This window comes from Microcoleus sp. B7-D4, from assembly GCF_036705125.1.
Lineage (GTDB): Bacteria > Cyanobacteriota > Cyanobacteriia > Cyanobacteriales > Microcoleaceae > Microcoleus.
This window is the reverse complement of the sequence record NZ_JAUBTT010000180.1, coordinates 1-7,681: the sequence shown is the minus strand read 5'-3', so window position 1 is coordinate 7,681 and position 7,681 is coordinate 1. Positions and strand designations below refer to the sequence as shown.

General features: G+C 47.6%; 8 protein-coding genes. 3 read left to right on the top strand and 5 right to left on the bottom strand.

What is annotated here, in order from left to right; genetic code table 11:
- Nucleotides 1-86: 86 nt before the first annotated feature.
- Nucleotides 87-1,046 (bottom strand): glutathione synthase, encoded by a 960-nt coding sequence (gshB, locus tag QUB12_RS35965; RefSeq protein ID WP_333310895.1) that lies wholly within the window; start codon nt 1,044-1,046, stop codon nt 87-89.
- Nucleotides 1,047-1,113: 67 nt separating this feature from the next.
- Nucleotides 1,114-1,377 (bottom strand): glutaredoxin 3, encoded by a 264-nt coding sequence (grxC, locus tag QUB12_RS35960; RefSeq protein WP_333106127.1) that lies wholly within the window; start codon nt 1,375-1,377, stop codon nt 1,114-1,116.
- Between the two features lie 484 nt (nt 1,378-1,861).
- On the opposite strand from grxC, the gene QUB12_RS35955 reads away from it, so the two are divergent.
- Nucleotides 1,862-2,101, top strand: a complete 240-nt coding sequence (locus QUB12_RS35955; RefSeq protein WP_333141248.1) for a hypothetical protein — start codon at nt 1,862-1,864, stop codon at nt 2,099-2,101.
- Between the two features lie 599 nt (nt 2,102-2,700).
- Here the strand turns inward: QUB12_RS35955 and hflX are convergent.
- Nucleotides 2,701-4,293: a GTPase HflX gene (hflX, locus tag QUB12_RS35950; protein ID WP_333141246.1), complete on the bottom strand. Its 1,593-nt coding sequence runs from the start codon at nt 4,291-4,293 to the stop codon at nt 2,701-2,703.
- Nucleotides 4,294-4,871: 578 nt separating this feature from the next.
- On the opposite strand from hflX, the gene QUB12_RS35945 reads away from it, so the two are divergent.
- Together QUB12_RS35945 and QUB12_RS35940 are read left to right on the top strand one after the other, a co-directional pair.
- Nucleotides 4,872-5,084, top strand: a complete 213-nt coding sequence (locus QUB12_RS35945; RefSeq protein ID WP_333041855.1) for a chlorophyll a/b-binding protein — start codon at nt 4,872-4,874, stop codon at nt 5,082-5,084.
- Between the two features lie 297 nt (nt 5,085-5,381).
- Nucleotides 5,382-5,660, top strand: a complete 279-nt coding sequence (locus QUB12_RS35940; protein ID WP_333106132.1) for a Photosystem I reaction center subunit PsaK — start codon at nt 5,382-5,384, stop codon at nt 5,658-5,660.
- 151 nt (nt 5,661-5,811) lie between these two features.
- Here QUB12_RS35940 and QUB12_RS35935 read toward each other — a convergent pair whose 3' ends face one another.
- Together QUB12_RS35935 and QUB12_RS35930 are read right to left on the bottom strand one after the other, a co-directional pair.
- Nucleotides 5,812-6,369: a DUF1349 domain-containing protein gene (locus QUB12_RS35935; RefSeq protein WP_333141241.1), complete on the bottom strand. Its 558-nt coding sequence runs from the start codon at nt 6,367-6,369 to the stop codon at nt 5,812-5,814.
- Nucleotides 6,369-7,574: a transposase gene (locus QUB12_RS35930; RefSeq protein WP_333141239.1), complete on the bottom strand. Its 1,206-nt coding sequence runs from the start codon at nt 7,572-7,574 to the stop codon at nt 6,369-6,371. Before QUB12_RS35930 ends, QUB12_RS35935 begins: the two co-directional genes overlap by 1 nt.
- Nucleotides 7,575-7,681 lie beyond the last annotated feature (107 nt).

Here is a 7,681-nt window from a genome sequence, read left to right as displayed (position 1 = left end):
GTATTGTACAATACGCGAGCGGGGACGCTCGCACTACAATAAAAAAAATGCTTTTTACAAAACTGAGATGCTCCCATGACTACTGACTACTGACTAACTACCCATTCAATTACTTGTTTACCCAAACTAACGCCGTCAAACAAGTCAATTTCTCTGATCCCTGTAGGGCTGGTGACATTAACTTCTGTGAGATAACCGCCAATGATATCAATGCCGACAAAGTACAGTCCGTCCCGTTGCAGCACGGGTTCTAACTGAGTGCAAATTTGCCGTTCGCGATCGGTAATTTCGGTTTTTGCGACTCGGCCGCCGACGGCCATGTTGCCTCGAAATTCATTGCCGGTGGGAATACGGTTGATAGCACCGATCGGCTTGCCGTTCAACAGCACTATCCGCTTGTCTCCCTCTTTGGCTTCCGGCAGATAAGTCTGAACCATCACGGGAATTTGCCCTTGTTGAGTGCTAATTTCGACCAGGGAGTTGAGATTGCGATCGTCCGCTTCCAAAAATAAAATCCCCTCGCCAGCTTTGCCGCCCAAGGGTTTAAGAACTGCCGCTCCTTTTTTCTCAACAAATTGTCGAATTACCTGCTTGTTTTGAGAAACAATTGTTTCGGGGATCGCTCCCTCAAATTGCAAAGCATACATCTTTTCATTCGCCGCCCGCAATCCTTTGGGACTGTTAACTACCAAAGTTTTAGCCGGATCGATGCCATCTAGAAGGTAAGTAGCGTAGAGGTAAGGAATGTTGACTGGGGGGTCTGTCCGCATAAATACTGCGTCCATTGCTTCCAGAGGCTGCAAAGTAGGATGTTCTACCTGGTACCAAGCCTCAGCCGCCTCCCAGCGTCCCTCTACCACTTTTACTGGGGTGAGGGCTACCCGACTGAGCATTGCCCAGGTTTTGCCACCGATGACGCTTAGTTCGTTGGCTTGAGTCGCCCACACTTCGTGACCCAACTCTTGAGCTCCCTCCATCAGCGCTACGCTGGTATCGTGTCCTGGAATTAGTCGCGCGAGGGGATCGATGATGAATGCAAATTTCATTGTCACTTAAAATTAAGAATTGGTCGCAGGAAAATTTGGGCTAACGGAAAATTCGACAGTGAACGCCTCATTTTGCTGCTAGCAGGGGGTCTAGCTGGCCTAGAGCATCTAGTTTGTGCATTTCGTCGCAGCCACCTATGTGTTGGTCGTTAATGAATATTTGTGGCAGGGTGCGGCCTCCGTTGGCTCGATCGCTCATTTGAGCTCGTGCCGCTTCATCTCCGTCGATCGCGTACTCTGTAAAATCAACCCCTTTTCGTTTCAGCAGTGCTTTGGCACGAATGCAAAACGGGCAGGTTCTCCAAGTGTAAATTTCTACTTTAGGGGTCATGGGACGCTCAAGCAATAACAATATTTTTTAATTGTAATCTTAACCATAGTGCGGAATGTTTTTAGTTCCTAGGCTGAAACCCTCGATTTTTCGTTGGTAGCAAACTTGCCTAGGACCCTTGAAACCCTTATTCTACGGTAGGCTATCAAAAACTCTGCGAAGGATTAATCTTAACCAATCTTATTTTAATTTTTATATTTTAATTTTTATTATATATAGCAACCTTATCTGTTGCACCGGAGGTTATTCATTGCTGAAATCCTTGCCGGGAAGTGCATTTGCCTTCTTCCTTATTTTTACCCTGACTGAAGTCGCTATAGCTTTCTTCCTTCAACATCCGGCTCTATTTGCAGCGCACAAGCTAGGTGTCAAGTTATTTTTTATATAAATTTAAGTAAACAAATACTCACGCTAAAAAAAACGGAGACTTTTTGAAGGCAAACAGGTTGGCCATCAGCCTGCCTAGCGCTGCGGACCAACCTGCTTGTTTCGCTTTCTGCACGAACAGATCATTCCTGCACCTGTCAGTAGGACTGCGATCGCAGTACCCGGTTCAGGAATAGCAGTTGATGATGCGTTTCTCAAAGGTGTGCTGTATATTTGGGACAAACTCGGCTGGGTCGCCTGCGGGGTGGGTGCCGTTGGTGTTGATGTCTGCCCGGAGGGTGTTGATGCCCGGCTGGGGGGTGTTGATGCCCGGCTGGGGAGACAGGCACTAGAATAATTTCCAGGCCCACACACATTTGCTTGTGCTGAAGCCGGAGGGGCAGCAGCTAGATAGTAAAACGCTGTTGCCATTGTGGCAGAGAGTCCAATTGCTAGTTTTGCCAGTGGCGTACACATAACTATTTAGTTAAACAGTGGTAAAATCGAAAAATAGAAATAGTCCTAGAGATGAGCGCTGTACGACGGGCAAGGATTTTAGAGTTCTTACAATAAATGGATGTATTCTCTGGCCGACGTCTGTAAAAGATAGTATAGCGCTTGAGGTGAGTGCCAAAACACTTTAATAATAATATTATTCTCTTTTACTTTGACATCGCGTACCCTGGTTTGCACAGGTAGGTGGCACAGAGTGAAGCAACCTCTTTTGGCAACATCTGAACCAACAGCCCTTACAGCCATTAACAAAGAGTCTTTTTACCTTGACCGCGGCCCCCGGAAAATATTTATTTAACCGATCGCAAAATAGAGCTGCTGTATTGTACTTTGCCATGCACAATCTGACTACTCTTTTATCATCTCATAGTCCGACTAGATCTGTCCTCAGTATATGTACGTATATTCCCCCATGTCAACTATTCAAAAGGAGTATTTAAGTATTTACCGAGGGTAGAGGGCGTATTGAATGAGCTGAGCTAATCGGTCGCGGAGAGTTTCCATCCCCAAACCTTTGGCCGCCGAAATAAATACTGCTTGAGGAAATTCTTCTCGCGCGAGGGCGAGAGTCTCTCCATCCACGGCATCAATTTTGTTAAAAACTACAAGGGCTGGCCCGGGAGTTACGGGCATATCTGTCAAAATATTCATCACCGATCGAATTTGGCTCTGCCACGCGGGATGGGAGAGATCGACGAGGTGCAGCAAAGCATCGGCGTCAGTGACTTCTTCGAGGGTAGCCCGGAAAGCGTCGATCAAGGCGGGAGGCAGTTCGCGAATAAAGCCCACTGTATCTGTGAGGACGATCGACAGGGGTTCCCCGGTGACGCCGGGAATGGTTAACCGTCGAGTTGTGGGGTCGAGGGTGGCAAATAACTGGTCGGCGGCATAGACTTCGGAATTTGTGAGCAGGTTGAGCAGAGTAGATTTACCGGCGTTGGTGTAGCCAACGATCGCCACTGAGGGTACCTCGTGATGATGCCGATTCTGTCGCAGCCGAAAGCGGTGCGCCAGCAGTTGATTTACTTCTTGCTGCAATCGAGAAATGCGTTTGGCGATCGTCCGCCGTTCGGTTTCTAGTTTGGTTTCCCCAGGGCCTCTGGTACCGATGCCGCCACCCTGTCTCGACATTGCCTGACCGCGACCTCTGAGCCGGGGCAGGGCATACTCTAGCTGAGCGAGTTCGACTTGCAATTTACCCTCGCTCGATCGAGCTCTTTGGGCAAAGATGTCGAGAATTACCTCTGTTCGATCGACAACGCGGATACCTATCTGAGTTTCCAAGTTCCGTATTTGTGCGGGGGACAGGTCGCGATCGAATACAACGAGGTTAGCGCTAACCGTCTGAGCTGTGAGGGAAATTTCCTGAACTTTGCCTTCGCCGACGACTGTCTGCGGATTGGGGCGCGATCGTTTTTGGCGCACTGTTTGCAGAACCTGACCCCCGGCGCTTTCAACCAGCCGCGTGATTTCTGCCAGCCCGTCCTCAAACTCCAACTGAGTCATGTGCTGAGTCATGACACCTACCAACAGCACTTTGTCTTGGTCTGCATCGACCTCCCCCGCGACAAACTCTGCTTCAAACTCTGCTTCGAGCCCTTCCACCAAATCCAGAAAGTCTTGGTCGGCGAGTTCGTCCAAATTCAGGGGTTCTGATATTTTCCAGGGAAAGTGTGGACTTTTGATTAGGGACTTTTGAATTGAAGGCTCTTCTATTTCATCAGTTGCATCTGGTTCTAACTGAGCGCTCAAAACAGAGAACTCAAAATTTGGCTGGTCTCCCTGGGGTATTAAATGAGCGAGATAAGCTTCTTGGATGTAACCAGTCGCACCGCCCCCGCGGCGCTGAAATCCTCCCCCCGTCAGTGTCAGCCAAACCAGGGCATCCAGGCGCTGAATTGCCATTGCTGTGAGGGCTGCTTCGCTTGGGGTTTCTGGCTTTAGGTGGGTGGCGATGCAGCGAATGCCGCTGAGGCGACCTCCCCCGTAGCGGGGCAATTCTAAGGGCGCAATCTGCGTTTGGCGGGGTGTACCCACGCCGACGCGAATTACTTGTCCGCGGCGGTTGATGTAGGTGCAGATTGGTTTGTCTATTTCCGTGCTGATGGCGGCGACGCGCTGGGCAAATTCTGCAGTGGTGATGCGATCGCCCGGTAGTCGCTGGTGGTAAAGCTTTTCGAGTTGCTTGAGCTGGCTGGACTTTAAACCTTGAAGATTGCCGTAGATGGTTTCGATAACTGTTTCTCCCGATCGATCTGTTTATCTCTTATTTTAGTTAACTCAAGGACGATCGTGTTCGGGTTTTAAGTTCCAATTTAGTAAATTTTCTTGCCTCTATCAGAGCGCGGCTTCAGTATTGTCGAGTCACCAGCGCCGTTGTTTGCCGCTACGGGGCGATCGGGCTTTTCACAGCAGCAATCTCAACTTCTAGTTTTATTTAGTATCTACAGATACAGGCGATCGCTGAAAAATCTCGCGCAACAAAAGTTAACACTTTATTTTTTGTTTCTAAATCCTCCTTTAGACTTGTCTGTATCTTGAGCCTAGAGACAGATAGCAAAGCAGAAATTAGGTCGCTACCATGAGAAGCGAACATTGTTAAGGAATGTAAAAACATGGAAACTCGTCCTACTAACCTGCCTCCTACGGCTAATGCTTACAACGGCAAAGATCGGAATGCCTTTTTGTTTGGCTTCAACCCGCAAGCAGAACTTTGGAACGGTCGCTTAGCGATGATCGGTTTCTTAGCTTATTTGCTCTGGGATGCTGCTGGATATAGCGTTCTGCGCGACATTCTCCACTTTCTGCCTACCTACATTGCTCAGTAATGACGAGCAGTCTATCCTGTCTGGCAGCGTGAGAAAATGCCACCACTGCCAGACAGGCTAAAAGTTACAAATGGCAGCGAGTATGGTTTTGTCCCTTTGTATCTTTCGTTACTTTTGAATGGCATTAAAAGACTTCTTGCCGTGATTCGATGATTATGGGTGGGGCGCTGTCGCTGGCGCGGTGAATATTAATAGCAACAGATATTTATTGCGTAAAGGCGATCGCCCCTGCTGTATTTTTGGCAAGAAATCTCATCAAGCATTTCTGATAATTTATGAAAAATAGGAGCATCAACGATGATTAACTCAAATTTACTGGCAGTAGTAGCATCGACAGTGACTGACACAGCATCAGGAGATTGGCAAAAGCCTCTGGTGATGTTTGTTTGCAATCTCTTAGCATTGCTAGTTCTCAGCCGCCGAATTTGGTATCCCCACGTCGGGCCGAAAATGCCTTTGCCCTTCCCGTCTCTGTTCAACAATGTTAGCGTACCTGCATTTTTGGCTTGCATGAGCGCAGGTCATTTGCTGGGAGTATTCACGATTTTGTCGCTGAGTACCGGCAAGGCTATCTAGTAGCAATTGAGATCCTTTTGTGGCGATTTCTTGCTGCAATTGGTTTGTTAAAAGGCGGACAAAAAATGGCTGGGGTAAGTGAAAAGCACTCACCCCTAATTTTAATTTTATATATGGAGTGGCGCCGAAATCGTTTTTTTTACCATCCACATTAGATCAGCTTACTATGCTTAAACCCTTCAAATTCCACTGCAAAGCCTTCACCTTGGGGAGCCGCACACATTAACCCAACTTGAACGATTGGTGACTCAGTTAAATAGGCCAGTCGCATCATTGAATAGTCTGACCCATTCAACGAGTATTGCACTTCCACCGTTTCAGCTCGGCGCTTTACCCGCAGCCACAGGGAAACAGGCGGCACTTCAAGCGGCATAACAGACCAATCGGAATAGTCTCGTGTCACAACCGCACTCACGTTTTGGACTCCCTCAACAAACTCAATGCCGCACTTGAGCCAGATATTTTCGCTCTCTCGAATCATCAATCCTGCTTGATCGTAGAGCGATCGATAGCAACCAGTAATTTTGACTTCGGCTGTAAAGTCGCCTGATACTTGACGGTAGTAAAAGTTGCCGTTATCGCGAATAAATCCGTAATGAGTTTGCCGCCAAAAGTCAGTCTTTGGGCCGGCGGTAATGTGGATAACATCGTTATCCTCATGCCATTTTGACATCCTCACGCCCGCTAAAGCGACGGTGATTCCAAACATCACTGTTTGGGCTTCCTCTTTCTGCGACCCGACTTACTTGAAGGAGTTTCCTCACTCAAACAGAGGTCGATGTCTCCAGAGGCATTATAGGTTCCCGTGTGCCCCACGGTACGCAATCCCAGTTCTAATATATTTCGCGCAGCATTCCAATCGCGGTCTAAAACAAATCCACAATGCGGACAAATATGTGTTCTTTGACTTAGCGATTTCTTCACAACCTTTTCGCAATTAGAACAATTTTGGCTAGTGTAGTGCGGTGCGACGGCAACAGTAGCTACTCCCAACACTTTGCCAAAATATTCAATCCAATTCCTAAAAGCTGTCCAAGCGGCATCAGATATAGACTTGGACAGCTTTTTGTTTTTGACCATGTTACGCACCGACAAGTCTTCGTAGGCTACCAAGTCGTTGGACTGGACTACGCACCTTGCTAATTTCACAGCAAAGTCTTTACGCCGCCTACTTACCTTGAGGTGTTTTCTGCTTAATCGATTCCGCGCCTTAGCTCTGTTCTTAGAACCTTTCTGGGTTCTCGAAAGTCGGCGATTAAGCTTTTTGAGTGACCGCTCAGACTTTCTTAAATGACGCGGGTTCTCGACGGTATTACCATCCGAGTCAGTGTAGAAATGGGTCAATCCTACGTCTAAACCAATGGTTCGTCCCGTAGGCTCTCGCTGTTCATTCCGTTCAGCATCAATACAGAATTGCACGTAGTACCCGTCGGCTCGACGCACTACGCGCACTCGTTTGATTTGACTTCGCTGGTAGAAATGCAAGTCGCGAGTTCCCCACAACTTAAATCTTCCTGCTTTGAAGCCGTCGCTAAAGTTTATGCTTCTGAGATCTTCTGAAAGCTTCCATCCACAGGTTTTGTATTCAACAGAATCGCGGGTTTCATGCTTTTTGAAACGTGGAAATCCTTTCTTTCCCGGTTTTGCCTTTTTGCAGTTGTCGTAGAAACGAGCAATTGATGACCAAGCTCTCTCTGCGGAAGCTTGCCTTGCCATTGAGTTGAGCTTGGCAGCCCAAGGGAATTCTTTGGCAAGCACCGCACAGTAGGCACTCAAGTCGTATCGATTCACACCCTTCGTATCTATCCAGTACCTGATGCAGCTATTACGAATAAAGCGAGCAGTACGAATGGCTTCGTCTAGCCTCTGGTACTGCTCGCTCTTTCCTTCTAGCTTGGCTTCAAATACTAACATTTACGTCTTGGAACTGGATATAAAACACTCTAAGCTGTTGTACCTTTAAATAGGGTATAATAAAAAAGGAGTTTAGTCAATCTCTACAAAAATGCCAGCTAAAAACC